We start from the raw sequence: 24,747 nt of genomic DNA, 5'->3' as shown, positions 1-24,747 counted from the left end.
TCATGTCGCTCAAACCCTTGACCCGTTCCCTGTTGACGCTCGTCGCGGTAGGCCTCGCGATCGCGCTCGTCGCCGCGCTCTGGCGCGCGTACGTGCTCGCCCCCTGGACCCGCGACGGCCGCGTCAGCGCGCATGTCGTGCGGATCGCGCCGGAAGTGTCGGGGACCGTGATCGAAGTCGCGGTCGTCGACAATCAGCGCGTGTCGAAAGGCGACGTGCTGTACCGGATCGATCCGCGGCGCTTCGCACTCGCAATCGAGCAGGCCGACGCGCAGGTCGCCGCAACCGCCGAGGCGATGCGGCAAAAGAACGACGAGGCGCGCCGCCGCGCCGGCCTCGACGATCTCGTGCCGAAAGAGGACATCCAGCGTTCGAGCCGCGCGGTGTCGATCGCACAGGCCGAGTATCGGAAGGCGCTCGCCGCGCGCGAAATCGCGAAGCTCGACCTCGAACGCGCAACACTGCGCTCGCCGGTCGACGGCTACGTCACGCATCTACGCATGCGTCACGGCGATTACGCGGTCGCGGGCAAGCCGGACATCTCGGTGCTCGATGCGCACAGCTTCTGGATCACCGGCTACTTCGAGGAGACGAAGCTGCGCCGCATCGCCACGGATGCGCCCGCGCAGATCAAGCTGATGGGCTTCGATCCGCTGCTGAGCGGCCACGTGACGAGCATCGGCCGCGGCATCGCCGACGCGAACGGCAACCTCGACGCGCTCGGGCTGCCGACCGTCAATCCGACGTTCAGCTGGGTGCGGCTCGCGCAGCGGATTCCGGTGCGCATCGAGCTCGATCACGTGCCGGCCGGCGTGCTGCTCGCGGCCGGCATGACCTGCAGCGTCGAGATCGGCGAGACCGGTCGCCGCGCGACGCCGCGCGGCCGGCTCGCGTCCTGGCTGCACACGTTGATGTAGGCGGCTGCGATGCGATTCAGTCCTTTTCGTCCGGCACGATTCGCCGCCGCGCTCGCAGCCGGCGCCTGCGCGATCGCGCTCACCGCGTGCACGACGGTCGGCCCCGACTACCGGCCGCCGCAGCCGTCGCATCCGTCCGGCTGGATCGAGCGCGGCGACGGCGCTGTGCAAACCGATCCCGCGCAATTGCAGGACTGGTGGCGAGCGTTCCGCGATCCGCTGCTCGACAAGCTGATCGCACAGTCGATCGAAGGCAATCAGGATCTCGCGATCGCGCGCCAGCGGCTGCTGCAGGCGCGCGCCGAGCGCGACCAGATCGCGAGCCGGCTTGGCCCGACCGTCTCCGCGGGCGGCGCCATCGAAGCGCTGCGCTCGTCGCGCGCGCTCGACTGGCCGCCGGGCATCGGGCAATCGCGCACGTACCGGCTCGGCTTCGACGCGTCGTGGGAACTCGACATCTTCGGCGGCACGCGGCGCGCGATCGAATCGGCGGATGCGCAGGTCGAGGCGATCGACGAAGACCGCCACGCGATTCTCGTGAGCCTGCTCGCCGAGCTCGCGTCGGATTACGCGGAGCTGCGCGCGAGCCAGGCGCGGCTGCAGATCGCGACCGACAACGTCGCGAGCCTCGATGCGACGCGGCGACTGACCGAGCGCTCGGAGCGGCGCGGTCTCGGCGCGTCGTTCGAGGTCGCGCAGGCGCGCGCCGAGCGCGAGCTCGCGCAGGCCGCGCTGCCGCCGCTGCGGGCGAACGTCGCGCGGCTCACGCACGCGATCGGCGTGCTGACGGGCGGCTTTCCCGGCGAGCTGCGCGACGCGCTGAACGCGCCCGGCGCGACGCTGCCCGTCGCACCGCAGTTGCCCGTCACGCTGCCGTCGGACATGATCAGTGAACGGCCGGACGTCCGCGCCGCCGAACGGCGCTTCGCGGCCGCGACCGCGCAGATCGGCCTCGCGCGCGCCGCGCAATTCCCGCGTTTCGCGATTCCGTTGAGCCTCGGCACGACCGCGAGCCTCATGCAGGACCTGTTCAAGAGCGCGAGCATCGCGTGGTCCGTCGCGCTCGAAGGCACGCAAACGCTCTACGACGGCGGCCGCGCGAAGGCGGGCGTCAGCGCCGCGCGGGCCGCGGCCGAAGCGGCGCGAATCGCTTATGCGCAACGCGTCCGCGCCGCGTTCCGCGAGGTCGAAGACGCGCTGACTGTGATCTATGCCGAGCGCGACCGTCAGGCGGCGCTCGTTGCGGCGGTCGGCAGCAGCCAGGACGCGCAGTCGCGCGCGACGCGCCTCTACCGCAACGGCCTGAACGAATACCTGTCGGTGCTCATCGCGCAGCGCGCGACCTACCGCGCTCGCGACGCGCTCGCGTTGAGCCGGCTCGCGCAGGTGCAAGGCGTGATCGCGCTATACAAGGCGCTCGGCGCGGGCTGGCGGCAAGACGCGCCGGTCGCGCAAGCCGACGGCCCGCCGCAGGCGCGCGCGCGTTGATGCGAGTTGATGCGCGCCGCTTCCCGCCTCGCCGTTTTCGTCGCCTTTTTTCATCTGTCCCGGGAGAATTGCCATGAATCTCGATCCGCAGGATTTCGTCGTACACGACGTCAGCCGGTTTCCGATGTGCGTGTTCCGCGCGAGCGCCGCGACGCCCGGCTACGCGCTGCAATGGGAGAAGGAAATCGACGCGCTGATGCGCCACGGCGCGCCGTTCGTCGTCGTGTACGCATCGCTCGAAGCCGGCGAGAGCCACGATGACCGCAAGCACCGCGCGATGTGGCTCAAGCAGAACAAGACCGAGCTCGGCGTGGTGTGCAAGGCGCTCATCAGCGTCGAGCCCGATCCTGCTCGGCGCGCGGCGGTCGCCGACCAGGGGAAGACTGCCGTCAAGGCGTTCGGGATTCCGCACGAGGCTGTTGCGACGCTCGACGAGGCGACGGCGCTCGCGGCACGGCTCACGCGCATGAGCGACACGACCGGCGTCGCGACGCACGCACGACAGACGTGATGCGCGCGGCGGCGATCCGGGCGGAGGTTGCGACGCTCGGCCGTCGGCGACGGCGCGAGCGCGCGCCGGCTGCACGCCGCCGACGCATGCCGGCGTCGACGCCGCACTGACGCATCCGGCATCCGTCCGCCCGGCATTGGCGTTTCTCGTCGCGCTTGTCATTGTCGCCGCCATTCGCCCGAAGCCGGCGAAAATGCGACGCGCGTCGGCGTTCGCCGACCCCACCCGCACCCGCCCAACCCCATCCCGCCCGGATCGACCAACCCGAACGAATATGCGAAGCTTTCGTCAATGTTTCGCGATTCCATTTCCCCCCGCACTAGGAGCCAAACTTGGAGATCCGCCACGGAGTCAACCTGGCGCGCGCACGCACGCTCCTCGCACGCGAACGCGACGCCTTCGAACGGGCGATGCCGAAGTCGCGCGCACGCTCCGCCGAAGCGGCGCAACACCTGCTGTTCGGCGTGCCGCTGCACTGGATGCGCGACTGGTCGACGCCATTCCCGCTGCATGTCGATCACGCGCGCGGCGCGCATTTCACCGACATCGACGGTCATCGCTACGTCGACTTCTGCCTCGGCGACACGGGCGCGATGTTCGGCCACGCGCCCGAGCCCGTCGCGCGCGCGCTCGCCGAGCAGGCGACGCGCGGCTACACGACGATGCTGCCGGGCGAGGATGCCGCGTGGGTCGGCGCGGAGCTCGCGCGCCGCTTCCGGCTGCCGTACTGGCAGTTCGCGCTGAGCGCGAGCGACGCGAACCGCTTCGTGCTGCGCTGGGCGCGCGCGGCGACGAGCCGCAAGCACATCGTCGTCTTCAACGGCTGCTATCACGGCACCGTCGACGACATATTCGTCGATCTCGTCGACGGCAAGCCGGTGCAGCGCGACAGCCTGCTCGGCCAGGCGCACGATCTGCTCGCGTACACGCGCGTCGTCGAATTCAACGATCTTGCTGCGCTCGAAGCCGCGCTGGAGGACGGCGACGTCGCGTGCGTGCTCGCCGAGCCGGCGATGACGAACATCGGCATGGTGCTGCCCGATCCCGACTACTGGCGCGCAGCCCGCGAGCTGACGCGCCGCTACGGCACGCTGCTCGCGATCGACGAAACCCACACGATCAGCAGCGGCCCCGGCGGCTATGCGGCCGCGCACGGGCTCGAGCCGGATCTGCTCGTCGTCGGCAAGCCGATCGGCGGCGGCGTGCCGTGCGCGGTGTACGGCTTCAGCGCGTCGTTCGCCGAGCGCGCGCAGCATGCGAAGGCGAGCGCGCCGCCTGGCCACTCCGGGATCGGCACGACGCTGACCGCGAACATGCTCGCGATGCGCGCGATCCGCGCGACGCTCGCCGGCGTGATGACGGACGCCGCCTACGCGCACATGTTCGATCTCGCCGAGCGGCTCGCGGCCGGCCTCGAACACGTGATCGCGCGACGCGGGCTGCCGTGGTGCGTGACGCGGATCGGCGCGCGCACCGAATTCCAGTTCGCGCCGACGCCGCCGCGCAATGGCACGGACGCCGGGAAGCAGCTCGACAGCGAACTCGAGCACATCGTGCATTTGTATCTGCTGAACCGCGGCGTGCTGATCACGCCGTTCCACAACATGATGCTGGTGTGCCCGGAAACGACGAAGGACGACGTCGATCGGCTAATCGCGGCGTTCGACGCGTGCGTCGGCGAGATGACTTGAGCGGCGTTGCGCGAGTGGCGCGTGCGTGCGCGTTGCGGGAACGCGCACCGGACATGCGTTGCGTCGCGATCGGCCGACTCGGCGGCCGTCCGGCGGACGGGCATCGAGGTGCGCGTCGGCGTGCGACGATCAAGCCGCCGTTGCGCGGGCCGTTCTTGCCGCAGACCGGTCACTCCACGGCGGCGCGCGGCCGCATGTACACGCGTCGCAAACGCCCCGCCTCCCGGCAACGAAGCCACGCAAGCAATCCGCTGCCACAAACAAAACACTCGCCACATTGTTGCGTGGCCTCTTCGAGGCTGGCAACTATGGCAAGATCGATAATTCGATTCCGAATCCGCGTCGGAACGTGCGAAAGCCGCGCCGACAGCGATCAATACGCGCGGCGCAGTCGCGCAATGCCGTAGAAAAATGGGGCGGCATAAAACGAGATGCCGGTTTGCGCGAACGCCTAAACGGCGCATCGATTATCTCATGCGAGTTAATTAAAACCTGACAATCGAAAAACACAACACACCTCAAAAAAGAATAAACACTATTTAAACAAGCAATCTGGCGACCAAAAACACCTGGACGACCTTTCAGCGCCAAGCCAAATTTATCTCATATCAGATATTAATATCTTATTTGGTTGTCCGCATCGAGGGTGTGCAGCCGCACAATGCGGCCATGCCGACGCTCGAAGAAAAAGCGGCGTTCGCAGAACGCCTCAAATTCGCCTTGAAGCGCAATCCGGAGAAAATCCCCGGTGCGACCGCCCTCGCGCTGCACTTCAACCTGCGGCATCGCGGCGCGTTGCCGATTTCGCCGCAGACCGCGCACAAATGGCTGACGGGCCGCACGATCCCGACGCCGGACAAGTTGCGCACGCTCGCCGACTGGCTGCACGTCGACCTGCATTGGCTCCATTACGGCCCGCCGCCCGGCGCGCCCGGCAGCAAGACGTCGGAACCGCTGCGGCGCAACGAGAAATACGCGCCGACGCCGGAGACGATCGAACTCGCGTCGAAAATCGAGGCGCTGTCGCCGCATCAGCGCTATTTGATGCAGGAATTGATCGAGCATTTTTACGGTGATCCGCCGAAACGCCGCTGAGCGGCCGCAGCCGTGCGTCTCGATCGATTCGGTTCCGCAAAGCAAAACCGCAAAAGAAAAAAGCGCCACGGCTTACGCCATGACGCTTTTCCTTTATCGCAGAAATCGCGAAAGCACCACCGCCCGCGAACTACGCCGTCAACAGCACTTCCCCGCCCCCGAACCGTACCGCGCGTTCTGCCGTTCGCGGAAAAACGCCTCGTACGACATCACCGGACGATCGGGATGCGTCGCGCGCATGTGCGCGACATAGCCGTCGTAATCGGGCAGGCCGACCATCAGCCGCAACGCCTGCCCCAGATAACGGCCCGCCGTGCGCAATTCGCCGCCGAGATCGGAGAACATCGCAGCCTCCTTATCGCCCGCTGCCGAGCGCTGGCGCGGCCGGCATCGGCTCGTACGGCGTCTCGCGCGACGTCGGCTGCTCGACGCGCCGCGCGCGCACGACCGCAATCACGCCGTACGCCGCGATGCTCACGACGACGAGGATGAAGAGCCCCGCAAGCGCCGCGTCGACGTAGTCGTTGAAGATGATCCGCTGCATCTGCGCGAGCGACTTCGCCGGCGCAAGCACCTTGCCTTCGGCCGCGGCCGCCTGCAGCTTCGCCGCGTGCGCGAGGAAGCCGACCTTCGGATTCGCGTCGAACACCTTCTGCCAGCCGGCCGTCAGCGTGCAGATCAGCAGCCACACGGTCGGCGCGATCGTCACCCACGCATAGCGCTCGCGCTTCATCTTGAACAGCACGACCGTGCCGAGCACGAGCGCGATCGCGGCGAGCATCTGGTTCGAGATGCCGAACAGCGGCCACAGCGTGTTGATGCCGCCGAGCGGGTCGACCACGCCCTGATACAGGAAGTAGCCCCACGCGGCGACGCAGAGCGCCGTCGCGATCAGGTTCGCGGGCAGCGATTCGGTGCGCTTCAACGCCGGATGGAACGTGCCGAGCAGATCCTGCAGCATGAAGCGGCCCGCGCGCGTGCCCGCGTCGACCGCGGTCAGGATGAAGAGCGCTTCGAACAGGATCGCGAAGTGATACCAGAACGCCATCATCGCCTGGCCGCCGATCACCTGATGCAGGATCTGCGCCATGCCGACCGCGAGCGTCGGCGCGCCGCCGGCGCGCGCGATGATCGTCGTCTCGCCGACCGCCTTCGCGGTTTCGGTCAGCATGTCGGGCGTCAGCATGAAGCCCCATTGCGTGACGGTCTGCGCGACCGCCTCCGGCGTCGCGCCGAGCACGGCCGCGGGCGCGTTCATCGCGAAGTAGACGCCCGGCTCGATTACGCACGCGGCGACGAGCGCCATGATCGCGACGAACGATTCCATCAGCATCGCGCCGTAACCGATGAAGCGCGCGTTGGTTTCGTTGTCGAGCAGCTTCGGCGTCGTGCCCGACGCGATCAGCGAATGGAAGCCCGACACCGCGCCGCACGCGATCGTGATGAACAGGAACGGGAACAGATTACCCGACCACACCGGGCCCGTGCCATCGACGAACCTCGTCAGCGCCGGCATTTTCAGCTCGGGCGCGACGATCAGGATGCCGATCGCAAGACCGACGATCGTGCCGATCTTCAGGAACGTCGACAGGTAATCGCGCGGCGCGAGCAGCAGCCACACCGGCAACACCGATGCGACGAAGCCGTAGCCGATCAGAATCCACGTGAGCTCCGTGCCGCTGAACGTGAACCACGCGGCGAGCGCCGGCGAATCGTGCACGTGCTGGCCGTACGCGATCGACGCCATCAGCAGCACGAAGCCGATGATCGACACTTCGCCGATCCGGCCGGGCCGGATGTAGCGCGTGTAGATGCCCATGAAGAGCGCGATCGGAATCGTCGCGGCGACGGTGAACGTGCCCCACGGCGAGTTCGTCAGCGCCTTCACGACGATCAGCGCGAGCACCGCGAGGATGATCACCATGATCAGGAACGCGCCGAACAGCGCGATCACGCCGGGCACCGTGCCGAGCTCCATCTTGACGAGATCGCCGAGCGAACGGCCGTCGCGGCGCGTCGAGATGAACAGCACGATGAAATCCTGCACCGCGCCTGCGAACACGACGCCCGCGAGAATCCACAGCATCCCCGGCGTGTAGCCCATCTGCGCGGCGAGCACGGGGCCGACGAGCGGCCCGGCGCCGGCGATCGCGGCGAAATGATGGCCGAACAGCACGTACTTGTTGGTCGGCACGTAGTCGAGGCCGTCGTTGAACTTGACGGCGGGCGTCATCCGCAGGCCGTCGAGCTGGACGACTTTGCTCGCGATGAAGCGGCTGTAGAAGCGGTACGCGATCAAATACACGCAAACGGCGGCGATCACGATCCACAGCGCGCTGACCCGCTCGCCGTGCGCAAGCGCGATCGTGCCGAACGCGAACGCGCCGAGCAGCGCGACTGCAATCCAGAGCAGATAACTGGAAGCCCGATTCATGGCGTCTCCTGTCTATTTTTCGAAATATGCGCGGCGGGCGGCCGCGCGCAACGACGGCAAGCGTCACGCTCCGTCGGGACGTAGCGATGGGGCCATATTGTTCGCCTTCGGAACAAACCTAACAAGCGCATGACTACGTACGGCGGCTACGTAGCATTGCGTACGGGTTTGCGAGGGGGGCGAGCGCCGTTCGATTCGTCGGAATATAAAACCGAACGGCGACAAAGAAAACCGCCCGCGCACGGACGCGCTACGACGCGAACCGCGTGAAGATGAAATCGCGGTCCTTCACCCGGGCCTGATGGCAGGCGAAGCGGGTCCAATGCCGCCCGCGACGTCGCGATGCAGATACTTGCCGGTGAACTTCTTCGCGTAAGCGGCGGGCTCAGGGTGCGGCGCGCCATTGGCGTCGGCTTCGAGCGTGATCGTCGGCACCGAGATCGCCGGCGCGGCCGCGAGACGCTTCTCGAGCGCGTCGTATCGACGCGCGCCCTGCGCGAGCCCCAGACGCCATCGGTAATTGCGGATGACGACCGCCACGTGATCCGGATTTCGAAACGACTGCGCGAAGCGTTCGTACGTCGCGTCGTCGAATTGCCACTTCGACGACGCGAGCCGCCAGATCAGCCGGTTGAAATCGTCGCGGTTCGCTGCATACCCGGCCGCGCCACGCTCGGTCGTGAAGTAAAACTGATACCACCATGCAAGCTCGGCTTTCGGCGGCAACGGCTTGCGGTTCGCCTCCTGGCTGCCGATCAGATAGCCGCTCACCGATACGAGCGCCTTGCATCGCTGCGGCCGCAACGCCGCGACGACGGCCGCCGTGCGCGCCCCAGTCGAAGCCGCCGAGCACGGCCTGATCGATCTTCAGCGCATCCATCAGCGCGACGACGGCGGCGGCGATGACCGCCTGCTGGCCGTTGCGCGGCGTGCCGTCCGACAGGAAGCGCGTCGAGCCGTAACCGGCAGGTACGGCACGACGACGCGATAGCCGGTCGATGCGAGGAACGGCGCCACATCGACGAAGCTGTGAATGTCGTACGGCCATCCGTGCAGCAGGATAACGACCGGACCGTCCTTCGGCCCGGCTTGCGCGTAGCCGACGTTGAGCGGGCCGGCGTCGATCTGATCGATCGTGTCGAACGTCGCGGCGCTCGGGGTGTTCGGGGCGCTTGAAACGCCCATTGCGCCGTTCGCGCCCGTCGATCGCAGCGCGGACTGCGCGCGGGCGAGCCCGTCGAGACCGAGGTTCATCACGCTGACGCCCGCGAGCGCGGTTCCCATCAGCCGACGGCGCCGGACGTTATCGCATTGGACATGATCAGTCCTCCTTCAAGGTTGCCGGAACATGCCGAATCGCACGCGGCGGCAAAATGCGCGGCGCATGGCGCGCCGCGTAAACAGGCGATCGATCGGCATTGCGCGGCATCGCCCGGTCTCCCGGAACGAAGCAATGCATCGAATCGACGGACTGCGAACCATCGGCGTCACCGGACACGCGGGCCGCGCCCGCATTCGCGGAACGGCAGGCGCGAACCGGGCCGACAGGCGAACGTCGCGCGCGCCGGTGACGTGCAATCGAATGGAAGCAGAAACGAACTAACGCATCGCCGCGCGAAACGCCGCGAAGGTCTGCCCGTTCGGCCGGAGGCGAATGTCCGGATCGAGGCGCGTCCACGCGAGGTCTGCGGGATCGGCGGCCATCGGCCCCGGTGCTTTCGCGACGAGGATCGCCTCGGCGATCGCTTCGAAGTCCGCACGAAAATGAACCGAGCTCTTGTTCACGACGATCCGCATCCGCTCGGGCTCGATGCCCGCGACACGGAACTGGTTGCGCTCGAAGGTCTGCATCTTGTTCGTGCTCACCGCGATCCTGACGCCGTCGATGCGCAGGCAGGCCACCGCACCGAGATCGCCGCGCGCGCCGTTGAACATCGGGCCGTCGAAACGAAAACACCCGTCGGACAGATGCTCGACCTCGAAATCGGCCGCGAGCGGCGCATCGCCGCGCACGCCAGAGCGGCCGCCGAGGCGCAGGCGGATGCGCGCGCCGACGCCCGCGCGGTGCGCGGCGGCCGCGGCGTCGGGATCCCAGATCACGCCCACCGCCGCGTCCGTCGCCGCGTGGCGAAGCAGCGCCCGCACCATGCCCATCGTGTCGGCGTCGCCACCCGCGCCGGGGTTGTCCTGCGTGTCGGCGATGACGATGGGCTTCGTCGCGCCGCGGCTCAGGCGAATCGCTTCGGCTGCTGCGGCGTCGGTCATCAGGAACGGCACGCTCCAGCGCGCTTCGTCGTCGACGAGTTTCGCACACAGCGCGTCGACCGCGCGCTCGGCCGCATCGCCGTCGAACGCGTGCGCCCACACCGTGGGCCCGCATTCCGGAAAATCGGCTGCCGGAAAGCCCGGAGCGAACGACATCGATACGACGCCATCCTTTTCGAGTTGCGCGAGCAATCGATACGCGCCGCATGCAGGCTCCGCGTGCGTGCACATGGCGTTGATCGGGATCAGGAACGGCAGCCGGCGCATCGCGCAATGCAGCGGCCGGCGCTCGGACACGATTCGCTCGAGCACCTGCGCGGCGCGCTCGCCGGTTGCCGCCATGTCGACGTGAGGATAGGTGCGATACGCGACGAGCGCGCTCGCGTGCGCGGCCATCCGCGCGGTGACGTTCGCGTGCAGATCGAGCGACGCGACGATCGGCATCCGGCCGCCGACGATCCGCCGCACGCGCGCGAGGATCTCGCCTTCGCCGTCGTCGTGCTGCTCGGTGACCATCGCGCCGTGCAGGTCGAGATAGATCGCGTCGAACCCGCCCGCCTCGACCGCGGCGACGATCTCGCCGCCAATCCGCTCGAACGCGTCGGCCGTGACGTGCGCGGACGGGCACGCGCCCGCCCAGATCGCGGGCAGCAGCACGTGTCCGCTCGCCTGAGCGGCCCGGATGAAGCCGCCGACCGGAACGTTGACGTCGCGCAGCGACAGCACGTCCGCGCCGCGCGCCAGCGGCGGAAAGCCTTCGCCGCGAACGAAGCTCTGATACGACGCCCGCGTCGGCGCGAACGTATTGGTCTCGTGCTGGAAGCCTGCAATCAGAATGTTCATTTCGCTTTTCCGTATGGAGGACGGCATCTCGTGCTTGCCTTCGTCGGACGATCGCTGCATGGCGTTCATGTTGGCAGCGCGTGGCGCCACTGGCAAGAGCAACTCAGTTCACATATCGTTGACTCGTGAGCCACGACAGATCGACACGGGAGCCCCCGATGCGAGACATCGACCATCAGCGTCTCCGGTACTTTCATGGAGTGCTGACGCACGGCGCCATTCGCGGCGCAGCGGAGCACATCAACACGTCGCCGTCCGTCATCACGCGGCAGATCAGGCTGCTCGAGGAAGAGCTCGGCACCGCGCTGTTCGAGCGGCAGGCGCGCGGCGTGCGGCCGACGGAGGCCGCCGCGCATCTGCTCGAGTTCTGGCGGGGCTACCGGTCGCAACAGGAAAAGCTCGAAGACCAGCTTCACGTGCTGAAGGACCTTCAGCAGGGGCACGTCCGGATCGTCGTCAGCGAAGGCTTCGTCGACACGCTCGTCGACGACGTGCTGGCGCCGTTCTGCGCGACATACCCGAAGCTCGCGATCGGCGTGGACATGCTGGCGGTCGATTCGATTCTCGAAGAGGTCGCGCATAGCCGCGCACACATCGGGCTCGCGTACAATCCGCCGCCCCATCCGCAGATCGCGTATCGCGCGAGCTCGCCGCAGCCGGTCGTGCTGTTGCTGCGGCGCGATCACCCGCTCGCGCGGCGCAAGCGGCCGGCGACCATCGACGATCTTCGCGCGTACCCGCTCGCGCTGATGCCGCCGACGTTCGGCATCGGTCACGTGGTGAAGATGCTGGAGCTGGCCGAGAACGTCGCGATCCGGCCGACGTTGACGACGAATTCGCTGACGGCCTTGAAGCGCATCGTCACCGCGGAGAACTTCATCACGCTGATCGGCGAATTCGCCGCCTATCGGGAGATCGCGAACGGCGAGCTGACGACGGTGCCGATCGCGCATCCGCTATTCGAGGAGACGCATGCGAGAGTGCTCGTCAAGTCGGGACGGCCGCTCGCGCCCGGTCCGCTCGAATTGCTCAAATGGATCGAGACTCGGTTGGCGGTGTTTTCGGCGCCGGCTGCCGGCGACGGCGATGGGAGACGAACGGGTCGACACGGCAAGCCTACGCCGACTTGACCAAAAACTTGTTGAATCAACGATGCCTGAAAATCTCTCGACGCGTCTGGTTGTATGATTGATTCTGATCGGCAATATATTCGGCGAATAACATCCTGCCAATATATCGCATGCTCACATTTAACCTTTCCAATAGTATCGATCCGTTCGATCATGATTGTTAAATCTCACACGGAATAGTGATAGATATCCAATAGCCGGCATCATATCCGCAGAATTTTTCAACCCAAATAAGCACCTGCGAAAGACGAGCAACTTCAACATGAATGCTTAAGAAATGCGGTAGCATGCTTGAGAGTATTCGTCGATCCGATTTGCAACCCAAGATCGCGCCAAATGAATCGAGCGACCCGCCAACTCATCCTCCTCAATGTAATTTATAAATCCCCCTGTATAAATAGAATTAATATCATCATGGAAATCGCACACTTAGGCCTGACCGAGATCTCGTCGATGCTGAAGAGCCGACTACTTTCCGCGACTGAGCTTACGCGGACCATGCTCTCGCGTATCGACGCGCTCGACCCATTCCTGCACGCATACATCCAGGTGACGTCAGCTTCGGCGCTCACCGAGGCTGACCGCGCCGACCAGGAAATCGCGCGGGGAATCAATCGCGGACCGTTGCATGGCGTGCCCATCGCCGTGAAAGACATCTTCGACATGAAAGGCGTTCCAACAACGGCCGGCATGCGTATTCACGCCGATGCCGTCGCAACAGAAGACGCCACAGTCATCCGGCGTCTGCGCGAGGCGGGCGCTGTGATTCTTGGCAAGCTGGCTATGACGGAAGGCGCTTATGCCGAGCATCGGCCGCCTTTTCCGACGCCACGCAACCCCTGGCATGCGGGCCATTGGCCGGGGGCATCGTCGAGTGGCAGCGCGGTTGCCGTATCTGCCGGCCTTTGTTACGCGTCGCTCGCGTCCGAAACTGGCGGCTCGATCCGCCTGCCCGCCGCGGCCAACGGCGTCACGGGCATCAAGCCGACATGGGGCCGCGTATCCCGCCATCGAACATTCGAGCTGGCCTCGACGCTTGACCACGTCGGCGTGATCGCACGCTCGGCCGCCGATGCTGCGGCCGTCCTTCAGACCGTCGCCGGCACGGACCCTGCCGATCCCACTACGTCGACCCGGCCCGTGCCTCAATTCCCCGTCGAACCTTGCCGCCACATCGAAGGCGTTCGACTCGGCGTTGACACGACGTGGCTCGGCGCGCGCCTTGACAATGCGACGTCTGCGGCCATATCCGATGCCATTGCGACACTCTCCGACCTTGGCGCCACGATCGTCGAGATTGCCCTGCCAAGCGTCGAGGAGATGATCTGGGACTGGTTTCCGGTTTGCGCGGTGCAAACGGCGGTCGCGCATGAAGTAACCTACCCATCCCGCAGCAATGAATACGGTCCGAGTCTCGCCGCACTGATCGAGCAAGGGCGCGCGCTGTCGGGCACCCAGTACCAGCGACTGTTGCTGCGCCGTCGGGGGTTCCGTAGAAGGCTGCTCGCGCTGTTTGATCGAGTCGATGTCGTGGCGCTGCCCGTATTGCCCGCCGGTGTGCCCACGATTGAGCGCATGTCGAAAATCGACGACGAGCTTATTGCCGACATCCACCGTTTCACGTGCCCGTTCAATATGGCGAGCGTGCCGTCGGTGGTCTTGCCGTGTGGAATCTCCGCTAACAATATGCCTCTTGTTTTCCAGTTGATCGGCGCGCCCTTTACTGAAGCGGCATTGGTGAACGCGTCCATTGCATACCAATCGGCGACCAGCTGGCATGCAAATCATCCCGTCGACGTGGCGTATTAATGGCATTCTCAATGCGGATCCACAAAAGATTTTGACGAAGTGCACACTCATCAAAATGTAGCGTCGCTCGCTCGGGTAGTTTTCTGAGATTTTTAAGTGAAACGTCCGAGGCAATCATGCCGCCGATTTGATCGCAGGCAGCGTCATGAAGTATGCGTCATCCGGCGTCTGATCCGCCGGGCTCGAATGGGACCGTTTCCGGTTGTACAGCTTATCGGAATGTAAGTTTTGTCCAGTGCCCACGCCTGATTGGTTCGGTCGATCTTCATACCGCGCAGCAGGTACGACCAGATCTTGTGCTCTGCATTGCGATGGCGCGTGTCCGGCCTGCAGCACAGCGCTTCCACGCCCGTGCGCTTCATCAGCATGCGCACGCGCCGACTGCCGACCTCATGGCGCTCGCGGCGCAAGAGACGCACCGGCGTCCGCGCGCCGGCAAACGGACTCCATGTGCGGCTCGTCGATCCGCCGCATCAACAACTGATCCGCCTCGCTCACCGGCCGCGGCCGGCAATATACGCTCGATCTCGCGATGCCGACGAGCCGGGCCTGCTGCGAAACAGGCAGCGCACGCGTATGGCCGATCATCGCTTTGCGCTCAGCAATCCCGCCTTGGTGAGCGCACCTTCTAAAAAAACTTTCTCCAGCGACTACTGCCCCGATTTTCGCGTGCAACGCCTTCAGATCTACCGGCGGCTCATTCGCGGACGTGCCGGCTGCACCGAACACGTCCGCCGCCCACTCTTGCAGCTGCCGTTTCCATTCTGTGATCTGGTTCGGATGTACATCGAACTGCTGCGCCAATTCGGCCAGTGTCCGCTCACATTTGATCGTTGCCAGTACAACTTTTGCTTTGAACGCCGCCGAATGCGTCCGCCGGTTTCTCTTCGTCATCCTCTGGGTTCCCTCACCCGCATTATCGCTGGCTCAGGCCCCGGGCGTTCCACTTATCCGGCTGTCCGAATTTGCGCAGCCATTTCTGCGGCCCGAAATTCGCGCCGAGGCCCAGTGGCTTACGGCGTCGGCCGATCGACGAGGAAATCATCGCGCGACGGACCGGCAAGCCATTTCGGCACTCGGCCTCGGCCGCTCCACGTCTGTCCCGTCATCGGGTTTCGATATTTTGAGGGGAGCGGGCCACGTCTCCTTTCGGGCGAACGCAATCTCGTCCACGTCGGGAAAATCTGCTCAGGTCGGATCTCATATCTCAACACTGCCTCTCGAATATCCGACAGGACCGTTGAAATCTCTCGCTGCCTGGCTGCTTCGGCTTCCTTATTGAGTGCATCGAGTTTCACCTTCAGTTCTTCATAGGTTGCCACGGTCAATCTCCAATAGGCAGTCGTCCCGGCATGCGCACTCGTCGCGAGACGCACTGGCCGAGCAATTCCGGGCGGACGGCTCCGGTCCGCACGATAGGAATAAAAAGGCGATCGTCGAGACCGACGATCGCAAAACCGCCTGCTCCGAGGCAGATCGGAGAGCAGCAGGCGGTGACCTACGCAAGCGATGTGGTTATGAATCGCTTACACGGTACGGGCGAACGCCCAGACGTGAGTGCATCTGGAGTGGAGAATCGAAATCTCGCTGAACCGGCGGTCGCGAAGCGACGGCGCTCGACGCACTTGGTGTGAACGGTCCATGAGCACTGCTCTATTTCGTCGGGACAGCGTGATCGCGCAACGAAGCGCCCTTGTCGAAGATCGGACACGTTGGGTGGATCGCTTGTGCTCATAGGTAATCGTCACCGTTGTGAACATGCGACGACACAAATGTTGCCGTAGAATACGGGCAGCTATGGTGGTCTCTCAATGTGTACACCCAGGTTAGGCCGTGGGCAATGTTCACAGCATCGCCCGCGGCCGCTTCATCTCGGATCTCTGGTCAAGACGACTCGCTTCGCCCCAGGTAACTGAACGAGTCGCCGTAGCGGTCAATTTCCTTCCCTCGGCAAAGCCCGCCTTTTCAGCAATCGGCGGGCGCCGCCGCAGTTCATCGATTTCCCTTCAACTTCAACCAGACCTTGTTTCGCAACTGAATCGCTGTTGGTGAGCACAGCTTGTATGGTTTGAGCCGCTCTTTGTATGAGTCCGGCGTCTTGATCGCTGGGTTCTTCAGCAGCGCCGCATCTACGTAGCGGTCGGCCCCGACAATCTCACTGTTATAGCGAACGGCGTTCGTCACTTGAGCGATATTCTCAGGCCGCATCATCCAGTCGACGAACTGATAAGCCGAATCGACATTCCGCGCCTTCGCCGGGATGAGCAGGCTATCCATGAATAGACGGACGCCCTCCTTCGGATACACGAATGTGACAGTCGAAAGACGCTCCTGGGCGCGTGCAGCGGCGCCGCTCCAGATGTGCTGTACCGTAATTTGCTTGGAGGCGAGGCGATCGATCGTTCCATCGTTGCTATACGTCTTCACGAATGGCTTCTGCTTTTGCAAGACCTCGAGCACGCGCTTCGCATCGGCAGGGTTTTCGGTGCATTCGTCCTGTCCCAAATACCAGCTCGCGGCCATGTACAGTTCCTCTTCGACGTCCAGATCGCCGATCTGCCCGCGCAATTCTGCAGGCGGATCGAAAAAGGACTTCCAGCTGTCATCGAGTTTTCCACCGGGTACGCGTGCACCATCGTAGGCAAAACCGGTCAACACGACCGTATATGGCATCGCATAATCCCGTTGGGGATCGAACGATGGGTGTCGATACTCCGGCTTGATGTTCGCGATGTTCCGCAACTTGCTCTTGTCGAGCTTAAGCAGGAGTCCGGATTTCACGAGCACGGGCACGTAGTAGTCTCCGGCGATCACGACATCGTACCCGCCTCCGCCAGACTGCAGTTTCTGAGTCAGCGCCGCATCGCTCGCGTACGTGTCGAGTGTCGTCTTGATCCCTGTCTCTGCCTGAAACCTCTTGATCAGCGTGTCGGGTAGATAATCCGGCCAGCTCCCGATGTGAAGCTCAGCGGCCGCCGCACTACCGGCAGCAAGAAGCAACATTGCCCCAACTATTTTTTTCATACCGTTCCTATTGTTTGGACGTTCGATTGGTACGTTTCGGATAATTCAGGCGCGCCCTTTTTTCTCCTCGCATACCGAGAGCCCAGACCGCGAGCAACTGAGCCGATGAAAGCGCGATAACCGCCGTTGAAATGGCGCTTACCTTCGGTGTAGTCCCGATCTGCAACGCACTGAAGATGTACATAGGCAAGGTAGTCATGCCGGCCCCAGCCAGGAAATAGCTCATGACGTAGTCGTTCATCGACGCGACGAACGAAAGCGGAGCGCCCGCGACGATGCCGCGCAAAGCCAAAGGAACGATGATTTGTCGAAATGCCGCCCACGGAGGCGCCGATAAGTCGGCAGCGGCTTCGAGCAATGTGCGGTCGATCGTTTTCACCCGGGCGTTGATCGTGAGATACGCGAGCGGCACGCAAAAGACCACGTGTGCAAACAGGACTGCAACGAAGCCAACTTCGAATGCGAACATGGAAAACACCATCAAATCGTGGGTAATCACAAGACGAAGAAAGATGTTTACGTAGCCTTGCTGGAGCACGAGCGAGCCGTCCCAATCCCGATCGAATGCCACTCGTTCATATGCACGGATCGTGAAATCCCCCCCCCACGCCATACCGCCAAATTCGAGCGGGGCGCTAAGCGATGCGACTGCTAGGACGATAAACGGAATCACGACGCCGAAAATTGTGACGAGTACTGTCGGATCACAAATCACTCGCCATGATTTAAGTCGATTTCGAATAAATATTCGAAAAACCACCAATTACCTCGAATCGGTCAGCTCATCGGATAGAAAGCATAGCAAATTGGCTGTCATATTTATAGGGCGCGTCTGTGCTGAACGCGCCAATCTGTTATCCCTAAGCGTCAAATTTGTTACAGATAATCAGTCCGGCATCAATCACCCCCTATGTTTCACATAGCAAAATATTCTCAGACTGATTATTGCCCGAGAGTCACGCAGCTTTCCCGTACTAATTCGTTTATTAACCTGTGGTAGTGATATCGCAATTGTCGTGCTGGCTCGTATGCACTGAGTGATGTCCGGTAGCAAAGCTTATGCTTCGAACCACCGATACGGAACAGCTGCGGCATCTATGCAACAATTACAGCACTGACTCTGGCGCTTCAGCGTTAGCGCTCGAATATTTCACATTATGAAAAGAGTGATGATAATCAATATGACCATGGCCGACAAACTGGAATACCGCTCCATGAGAGAAAGCGATATCGGAATGTTTTACGACGTGCGGTTCTCCGTACGGGAAAATCGGATACACCCACATCAGATCCATCTGCTTGATCGAGATCTTCTGATCGAGCAGATCAGGCAAGAGGGCGGCTGGATCTGCGAATTTCGAGGCGAGGCAGCCGGAGTATGCCTTCCTGTCATTACCGCTACGCCGTTTATCTGCGCGCTCTTCGTGAGACCTTCCTTTCACGGAATGGGCGTCGGACGTGAACTGCTCGAGCGTGCGTTGAAATGGCTGAAAGACAACGGTGCGGAACAAGCTACGTTGGTCACTGATCCAGGTTCGCGAGCTGATGGCTTCTATCAACGCCTCGGTTGGACGCGCGGCGGATTGGACGAATATGGGTGTCAGGTCATATTCACGAAATCACTAAAATACTGAACCACCTGAAGGATTCAGATGAAGCCAGTAGCCAACGTGTCGAGTCGCACAGCTGCGCAGCGCCCCGCGCCACTTCACACCATCATCATCGCGCTCAACGTGATGAACGAGATGGGTGTGCCCGCCGAAGTTCTTTTAAGGGACACCGGCATTTCACCGGCAGAGGTCGAGCAAGCGAACGCAATGGTAACGCACGCTCAAGAAATGGTGCTGTTTGCGAATGCACTCGATGCGACTGGGAACTCGGCTATCGGACTTCATATTGGAAGCGAAATACCGGTAACCGCATATGGTCTCAGAGGGCATGCAATGTTGGTCAGCCCGACGCTGGGTGATGCGATGCGGCTGGCGTACGACCATCCGCTTCTGGCGATTAGCTATTTTCGGATATCGCTAGACGTGGATGGGGATACTGCACGCGTTACCGTTGGCGAGTACACCTATCGTACTGATCTTCTAGTTCTCAATACCGATATGTGCCTCGCTGCGGTAAGACGGGAAATGATCGACCTAATAGGGCGGGTTCCGGAATTCAAGCGAGTCGGACTTGCCTTCCCCCCTCCTCCTCATGCCGATGTTTACGCTGACATATTCAAATGCGAGGTGATATTTGAGGCGGGGAATAATTTTCTGGAATTCGACGCTTACCTGTTAAATACAAAATTACCCCTTGCACATTCGATTGAATTTGAGATCGCGAGAAAAGCTTGCGTCAAGCGTGAGTTCGAGCTGTCACATTGGGTACCTGCCGATCTCGTCGAGCGATTACTCGGAGTAATGTACGAGAATCCGATGTACCAAGATGTGGCCAGGTTTACAGAAAAGCTAGGAATGTCGCCGCGCAGTTTGCAGCGTAAATTAAAGGAAATGGGTACATCCTTCAGCGCCTTGCTTGATCTGGTGCGCCGCGATATCGCGTCACAATATCTTGCTGAAAATCAGTTCACGACCAAGGAGATTGCGGCGAGATTAGGATACAAGAACACATCCGCGTTTAGCCGGGCAATGAAGCGCTGGTCAAAAGTCACTGTCGATTGATCCTGGCCCGTCGCGATCACTCGAGCGCTATCATCGCGCCTCGGCACTTTACGGCGCCGCAACGGCAAGCGCATTCGCGGCGCGCCCGTTCGAGATCGCGTTCGGCAATTTCAAATCCGTAGTCAACAATGAACGCCTCGCCCGAAGCGACGGCCCGAGTGACCACGGCAAAGATGCGATCGTTCGACTCGACGGATCAACAGCTTGGTTCACACGTCGTAGGGCCGCGTCAGCAACTCCAGGAAATGTCCGTCCGGATCGTCGAAATACACGCTGCGGCCACCGTTGTGCGTGTTGATCTCGCCCGCGCGTTGCCTCGCCGGATCGGCCCAGTACGTCAGCCCCCGTTCGCGAATGCGCGCGAACGCGCGATCGAATTCGTCGTCGCCGACGAGGAACGCGTAATGCTGCGTCGAGATCGGGCCGCCGCTTTCGTAGAAATCGAGCGACACGTCGTTCGCGAGCGACACGACCAGCATCGGGCCGAACGTAACGGGCTTCGGCAAGCCGAGGATGTCCATCAGGAATTGCGTCGAGCGCCGCTTGTCGCGGCACCAGACGATCGTATGGTTCAGTTGCGCACTCATGTCGTCTCCTTGCCGAATGCGACCCCATGTAAGTCGCACCCGGATCGCGAGAATCGTCTCCGAATACAAGAATAGGTCGAGGTGCGAAATTTCGGCGGAAGAAGCTGTCCTTGCGAAAGCGCGACGTCTATGTCGGCGCAACCTACCAGCGCGCGCGACGCCGACCGGCGAACAGACGGATTTCATCGAAACGACAGCGATCGGGAACGGCCTGATTCGACGGCGCGATGCGTAGCGGGGCCGGCGCGGCGTCTCGATCATCGAAGCCGACGCTTATCGCCAGAGCGGCCGATAAGCCGCGCGCCGTGCGGCATCGCATCGCGCTGCAACGAAGGCCGCTCGCGGATCAAGCGACGCCGATGCGTTGCACCGCGATCGACGCGATGTCGACGCGGCACGGCGCGGCAGGATCGCGTCGCGCACCGCGCGATCGGCCACCGGCTGCTGCGCCGCGACGTCGGCCGCGCCGAACGCCCGCTACGCGAGCGCCGAGCGGCGCGTGATGTCGGCGGCCGTGTCGAGCGACAGACGCGTGAGCGACGCATTGACCTTCGCATGATCGTCCGGATGCGCGAGCGCCCAGCGCCCCGCCCGTTTAGCTGGTACTGCGAAATGCTGCCGCGCGCGGACGATACGACAACCGTCCATCCCTTCAGGTCGGCGACGTCGCGCACCGGCGAATCGGGCTGCACGACAGTGCCGAGCGACGCAGGCGAGCCGACGCGCGGCGGCGGGCGGCGAACGGCGGCGGGAAAGCGCGACGATTCATCGGCGGAAGCCTCTCGAACAAGCGTTGCCGCGCACGACCGACGAAACGCCAAGCTTATGGAATCGCCCGAAGCGGAACAAACATTGATTTGCGAAATGCTCATTGCAAACGACTATCCGGCAACGGGCGACGTGCGCAGGCGTCGAGCCGCACGCGCGCGGCTCGTAAGCGCGGGCGCATCGTCAGGCGCATCCAGATTCGGTTCGCCGAGCTGCGCGACAGGCCGCGCGACGTAGTCGCACGGCGTGAGCCCGACCGCCCGCCGGAAATGCCGGCCGAGATGGCTCTGGTCGAAGAAGCCGACTTCGGTCGCGACGACGGAAGGCGGCATGCCTCGCAGCAACAGATCCTGCGCGCGACGTATCCGCACGCGGCACAGATAGCGATGCGGTGACAGGCCCACTTCGTCGCGAAAGCGCGCCGCGAATCGCGACACGCTCAGGCCCGCGACGTCCGCGAGCGTGTGCAGATTGAGCGGCTGCGCGAAGTGCGTGTCGATGAAGCGCAGCGCGCAACGCACGGCGCGCGACACGGGGCGCGCCCCGGGGCGCGCCGCAGCGGGTGCGGCGCCGTCAATGCGATCCGGAACGTTCGCCATGCGTGCTCCGTCACGTCGCCGCGTGCGCAACCGCGGCCGGCTCGACGAAGCGCGCGATCGAAAATGGCTCGATCGGCGTGCTCGTCGCGCCCGTGTCGATCAGCTCAGCCATCGTGTCGCCGACGCCGGGTCCGAGCTGGAAGCCGTGCCCGCAGAAACCGAACGCGTAATAGAGGCCGTCGACCTTCGCGCTGCGCCCCATGATTGGCCGATCGTCCGGCATGTAGCCTTCGACGCCGCTCCACACGCGGATGATGTTCAGCCGCGTCAACGCCGGCGCGACGCGCGCGAGCTGACGGAACTGCAGCAGCGTGCTCTCCGGCAACACCTTCGCCCGGCGTTCGTCGAGATACGCAGGCGCGCGCGCGCAGCCGCCGATCACGATGTTGCCGCGCTCGACCTGCCGGAAATACACGACTTCCTCGATGTGCGGCGACGACACGCCGACCACCGGCCGGATCGCGTAAGGCACGGGCTCCGTGACGGCCATCTGCGGACCATTCACCGCGATCGGCACCGCTTCGCCGAATTGCGCGCTCAACTGACTGCCCCACGCGCCCGCGGTCACGAGCAGATTCGGCGCGCAGAACACGCGGCCGTCGACGGCGGTCGCGCGAAACGTGTCGCCGTCCTTCTCGACGGTCGCGATCGTGGTGTTCTCCTCGATCCGCACACCCGCGCGCGCCGCCGCGCGGCCGAATGCCGGCGCGGCGAGCCGCGGGTTCGCATGGCCGTCCTTCTCCGAATGCGATGCGCTCAGGATCTCCGGACCGAGAAACGGGAACTTCGCGCGCATCGCCGCGCCGCGGTACAGGTCGAGCTTCAGCCCGTAGTGGCTCGCTTCCTTCGCATAGACTTCGAATGAATCGTCCTGCTCTTGCCGGTAGCACACGCGGATGTGCCCGGTCTGCAGGAATTCCGCGCTGTGCCCGATCAGCTCGGGCAGCCTCCCCCAGATCTCACGCGACCGGTTCGCGAGCGGCAGTTGCGGCAGATAGCGGCCTTGCCGGCGCACGTTGCCGAAGTTCGTGCCGCTCGCCTGCTGCCCGATCAGCGCGCGTTCGAGCAGGATCACCGAGCGTCCGCGCTGCCGCAGGAAGAACGCGGCCGCCGCGCCCATGAAACCGCCGCCGACGATCACCACATCCGCATCGGCCCGCATCACGATTCCTCCACTGTTTCGTCCGTCGCGCGCGTCCGCGGCGCGTCCGCGATCTCATGCGTCGCGATCGCAAGCGGCTTGACGGGCGCCTGCCCGCGCAACCGGCCGACCGCCTCGAGCGGCAGCTTCGCCGCATCCGCGATCACTTCGGCCGCCGCATGGCCGCAATAGCGCCCTTGGCAGCGCCCCATCCCGACGCGGCTGAACGCCTTCGCGCGATTCGCCTCGCACGCGCCTTCGTCGCGGATCACGCGACGCAGCTCGCCCGCACTGATGCCCTCGCAGCGGCATACGATCGTGTCGTCGGACAGTTGCGCCGCCTGCCGCGCTGGCCACGGAAACGCCCGCGCGAGGCCCGCGCGGAAGCGGTCCATTTTTTGGAGCACGCGCTGCAAGGCGGCGATCCGGCGTGCGTCGACCGCACGGCCAAGGTCGTTCAATGCGGCGAGCGCGGCGAGCTCGCCCGCCGCCTCCGCGCCATCGGCGCCGAGGATCCGCGCGCCGTCGCCCGCGAGATAGATGCGCTCGACCGAGCCGCGCCCCATCTCATCGCGCTGCGGCAGCCATTGGCGCGTCTGTTCGTCGAAGCGGAACGCGCAGCCGGCGAGATCGGCCAGTTGCGTCTCGGGACGAAGGTGGTAGCCAAGCGCGATCGCATCGCAGCCGATGCGGCGGACTTCGCCCTGCGCATCGCGATAGCTGACGCCCGACACGCCGCGCGCGTCGTCGCCGTGAATCTCGACGGGCGTCACGCCGGTCTCGATCGTCACGCCGCGATCCTTTAGCGACGCGACGAGCCGCGTCCCCTTGAACAGCGCGTCCGGGCGCGCGAGGAGCTTCGGCAGCGCGCGCAGCCGGTCGCTCGCGAGCGACGTGTCGAGCACCGCGGCGACGCTCGCCCCCGCCTGCACGTACTGGCTCGCGACGAGATACAGCAGCGGCCCGGTGCCCATGAACACGACTTCCGAGCCGATCGCGCATGCCTGCGCCTTCAGCGCGATCTGCGACGCGCCGAGACTGTATGCGCCCGCGTATTGCCAGCCCTTGACGGGAATCAGACGGTCGGTCGCGCCAGGACACAGAATCAGCGCATCGTAAGGATGCCGATATGAGCGCCCCGCGCGCATCGTGTAGAGCGCGCCGCCCGACACGTTCCACGCGAGCGTATCCGGCGAGTAGTCGAGCACGGGGCGCAGCCGCTCGAATGTGTCGTGCAGGCTGCGTGCGCGCTCCGCCTCGGTGCCGTAGAGCTTCGCATACGGCCGCACGAACGGTTCGGGCTGCCGACGATAAATCTGCCCGCCGTCGCGCCGCCCTTCGTCGACCACGAGCGGACGGACGCCCGCGCGCACCAGCGCTTCCGCGCAGCGCACGCCCGCCGGCCCCGCGCCGACGACGATCACACGAGATTCGGCCATTGCGCCTCCGGTTGTCGCGTGACGACGTCGAGCGATGCGTCGACGACCGTCGTGCACGCGCGCACGCGCTCGCCGTCGGCCGTCCACACCCAGCAGTCCTGACAAGCGCCCATCAGACAGAAGCCCGCGCGCACCTCGGGGCCGAATTCCGATTGCCGAACGCGGTCCGTGTTGCAGAGCATCGCCACGAGCAACGTGTCGCCTTCGAGCGCGTCGACCTTTCGTCCGTCGATGCGAAACGTCACGGTTCGGCGTTCGGTCTCGGCTAGCCGAACAAATCGCGATTTCATGCGTGCACTCCAGTCGCTTCGCTTGCGCGAAAAGCGTCGTGGTT

At 64.1% G+C, this 24,747-nt stretch carries 19 protein-coding genes and 4 pseudogenes; 9 read left to right on the top strand and 14 right to left on the bottom strand.

Translation table 11 applies throughout. The features are described 5' to 3' along the window. The first annotated feature begins 2 nt into the window (after positions 1-2). From WS70_RS19625 to WS70_RS19605, 5 genes are all read left to right on the top strand, one after another. Positions 3-917, top strand: coding sequence for an HlyD family secretion protein (locus WS70_RS19625; protein ID WP_059469787.1), 915 nt, complete (start codon positions 3-5; stop codon positions 915-917). A gap of 9 nt (positions 918-926) precedes the next feature. Then, positions 927-2,405, top strand: coding sequence for an efflux transporter outer membrane subunit (locus WS70_RS19620; RefSeq protein WP_059469786.1), 1,479 nt, complete (start codon positions 927-929; stop codon positions 2,403-2,405). A 73-nt stretch (positions 2,406-2,478) separates the two neighbouring features. After that, positions 2,479-2,916, top strand: a complete 438-nt coding sequence (locus tag WS70_RS19615) for a hypothetical protein (protein ID WP_059469785.1) — start codon at positions 2,479-2,481, stop codon at positions 2,914-2,916. 332 nt (positions 2,917-3,248) lie between these two features. Then, positions 3,249-4,607 (top strand): aspartate aminotransferase family protein, encoded by a 1,359-nt coding sequence (locus tag WS70_RS19610; RefSeq protein WP_059598132.1) that lies wholly within the window; start codon positions 3,249-3,251, stop codon positions 4,605-4,607. Between the two features lie 669 nt (positions 4,608-5,276). Then, on the top strand, positions 5,277-5,702 hold the full coding sequence (locus WS70_RS19605) for a transcriptional regulator (protein WP_059598131.1): 426 nt from the start codon (positions 5,277-5,279) through the stop codon (positions 5,700-5,702). 138 nt (positions 5,703-5,840) lie between these two features. Here the strand turns inward: WS70_RS19605 and WS70_RS19600 are convergent, their stop codons facing one another. The 4 genes and pseudogenes from WS70_RS19600 to WS70_RS19580 all read right to left on the bottom strand — a co-directional run bounded on the left by WS70_RS19600 (position 5,841) and on the right by WS70_RS19580 (position 11,244). Beyond that, a complete protein-coding gene (locus WS70_RS19600; protein WP_059469902.1) occupies positions 5,841-6,047 on the bottom strand; it encodes a YbdD/YjiX family protein in 207 nt (68 codons plus the stop codon). Between the two features lie 10 nt (positions 6,048-6,057). Continuing rightward, entirely contained in the window at positions 6,058-8,136 is a 2,079-nt protein-coding gene (locus tag WS70_RS19595) for a carbon starvation CstA family protein (RefSeq protein WP_059598130.1), read from the bottom strand. A gap of 288 nt (positions 8,137-8,424) precedes the next feature. Further along, positions 8,425-9,420: pseudogene (locus tag WS70_RS19590) on the bottom strand (alpha/beta hydrolase). A 315-nt stretch (positions 9,421-9,735) separates the two neighbouring features. Further along, positions 9,736-11,244: a M81 family metallopeptidase gene (locus WS70_RS19580; RefSeq protein ID WP_059598129.1), complete on the bottom strand. Its 1,509-nt coding sequence runs from the start codon at positions 11,242-11,244 to the stop codon at positions 9,736-9,738. 158 nt (positions 11,245-11,402) lie between these two features. Here WS70_RS19580 and WS70_RS19575 point away from each other — a divergent pair, with 158 nt between their 5' ends. Further along, positions 11,403-12,374 (top strand): LysR family transcriptional regulator, encoded by a 972-nt coding sequence (locus WS70_RS19575; protein WP_059598128.1) that lies wholly within the window; start codon positions 11,403-11,405, stop codon positions 12,372-12,374. A gap of 414 nt (positions 12,375-12,788) precedes the next feature. After that, complete coding sequence (locus WS70_RS19570; protein WP_059469779.1) at positions 12,789-14,183, top strand: amidase; 1,395 nt, start codon at positions 12,789-12,791, stop codon at positions 14,181-14,183. Between the two features lie 212 nt (positions 14,184-14,395). Here the strand turns inward: WS70_RS19570 and WS70_RS19565 are convergent. From WS70_RS19565 to WS70_RS19550, 4 genes and pseudogenes are all read right to left on the bottom strand, one after another. Next, positions 14,396-15,077: pseudogene (locus WS70_RS19565) on the bottom strand (transposase); the annotation flags it as partial. 119 nt (positions 15,078-15,196) lie between these two features. Beyond that, positions 15,197-15,505 carry an H-NS histone family protein gene (locus WS70_RS19560; RefSeq protein ID WP_059598159.1) on the bottom strand — a complete coding sequence of 103 codons (309 nt, stop codon included), beginning with the start codon at positions 15,503-15,505 and terminating at the stop codon, positions 15,197-15,199. A gap of 670 nt (positions 15,506-16,175) precedes the next feature. Further along, positions 16,176-17,207 (bottom strand): extracellular solute-binding protein, encoded by a 1,032-nt coding sequence (locus WS70_RS19555; RefSeq protein WP_059470257.1) that lies wholly within the window; start codon positions 17,205-17,207, stop codon positions 16,176-16,178. Beyond that, positions 17,204-17,922, bottom strand: a pseudogene (locus WS70_RS19550) (ABC transporter permease). The gene WS70_RS19555 and the pseudogene WS70_RS19550 overlap by 4 nt, the downstream one beginning before the upstream one ends. Positions 17,923-18,388: 466 nt before the next feature. Here WS70_RS19550 and WS70_RS19545 point away from each other — a divergent pair. Next, positions 18,389-18,841, top strand: coding sequence for a GNAT family N-acetyltransferase (locus WS70_RS19545; RefSeq protein ID WP_059470306.1), 453 nt, complete (start codon positions 18,389-18,391; stop codon positions 18,839-18,841). Between the two features lie 18 nt (positions 18,842-18,859). Beyond that, positions 18,860-19,879: an AraC family transcriptional regulator gene (locus WS70_RS19540; protein ID WP_059470258.1), complete on the top strand. Its 1,020-nt coding sequence runs from the start codon at positions 18,860-18,862 to the stop codon at positions 19,877-19,879. Between the two features lie 209 nt (positions 19,880-20,088). Here WS70_RS19540 and WS70_RS19535 read toward each other — a convergent pair whose 3' ends face one another. The 6 genes and pseudogenes from WS70_RS19535 to WS70_RS19510 form a co-directional block, all read right to left on the bottom strand. Continuing rightward, positions 20,089-20,466, bottom strand: a complete 378-nt coding sequence (locus WS70_RS19535; protein ID WP_059470259.1) for a VOC family protein — start codon at positions 20,464-20,466, stop codon at positions 20,089-20,091. Positions 20,467-20,812: 346 nt separating this feature from the next. Beyond that, positions 20,813-21,212, bottom strand: a pseudogene (locus WS70_RS19530) (hypothetical protein); the annotation flags it as partial. Positions 21,213-21,347: 135 nt separating this feature from the next. Continuing rightward, positions 21,348-21,833: a helix-turn-helix domain-containing protein gene (locus tag WS70_RS19525; protein WP_059598127.1), complete on the bottom strand. Its 486-nt coding sequence runs from the start codon at positions 21,831-21,833 to the stop codon at positions 21,348-21,350. Between the two features lie 10 nt (positions 21,834-21,843). Continuing rightward, positions 21,844-22,995, bottom strand: a complete 1,152-nt coding sequence (locus WS70_RS19520) for an NAD(P)/FAD-dependent oxidoreductase (RefSeq protein WP_203236027.1) — start codon at positions 22,993-22,995, stop codon at positions 21,844-21,846. Further along, complete coding sequence (locus WS70_RS19515; protein ID WP_059470264.1) at positions 22,995-24,413, bottom strand: FAD/NAD(P)-dependent oxidoreductase; 1,419 nt, start codon at positions 24,411-24,413, stop codon at positions 22,995-22,997. Before WS70_RS19515 ends, WS70_RS19520 begins: the two co-directional genes overlap by 1 nt. Next, the gene (locus WS70_RS19510) at positions 24,395-24,703 is read right to left on the bottom strand and encodes a (2Fe-2S)-binding protein (RefSeq protein WP_059470265.1); all 309 of its coding nucleotides are present in this window, start codon (positions 24,701-24,703) and stop codon (positions 24,395-24,397) included. The genes WS70_RS19515 and WS70_RS19510 overlap by 19 nt, the downstream gene beginning before the upstream one ends. Between the last annotated feature and the right edge of the window lie 44 nt (positions 24,704-24,747).

The organism is Burkholderia mayonis, assembly GCF_001523745.2.
GTDB classification, from domain to species: domain Bacteria; phylum Pseudomonadota; class Gammaproteobacteria; order Burkholderiales; family Burkholderiaceae; genus Burkholderia; species Burkholderia mayonis.
The sequence above is the reverse complement of the archived record's forward strand: the minus strand, read 5'-3'. Positions and strand labels throughout refer to the sequence as shown.